The organism is Roseibium denhamense (assembly GCF_009711415.1).
Classification (GTDB): Bacteria; Pseudomonadota; Alphaproteobacteria; order Rhizobiales; family Stappiaceae; genus Roseibium; species Roseibium denhamense.
On record NZ_SMLZ01000005.1, the window covers coordinates 1 to 233 of the forward strand.

Below are 233 nucleotides of genomic sequence, written 5' to 3' on the forward strand. Positions count from 1 at the left end.
TGTGTGGGCGATGGCGGTCAAGCGACGAGGTGGCGTGCAATAATCAGAGAGGTCCCTTTGAAGGGATCTGTAGCCTGATTGTTTGGTCAACCACTCTAGGAAGGCCTTCAGATCGTGGCAGGTCTGCACGATGGTTGGCGCCGCCAGAGTTCTGTCCCCATTGGTCTCGCCGTGATCCGTCGCATTCAGTCTCTTTTTGAAGTTTATGATGTCATCCCGCGTCAGCTTGGTGA

General features: G+C 54.5%; 1 protein-coding gene. It reads right to left on the reverse strand.

Translation table 11 applies throughout. The annotated features are described in order from the left end of the window. Positions 1-233: hypothetical protein (locus tag E1180_RS22100; RefSeq protein ID WP_208996740.1), on the reverse strand; the 233-nt coding region annotated here is incomplete at both ends.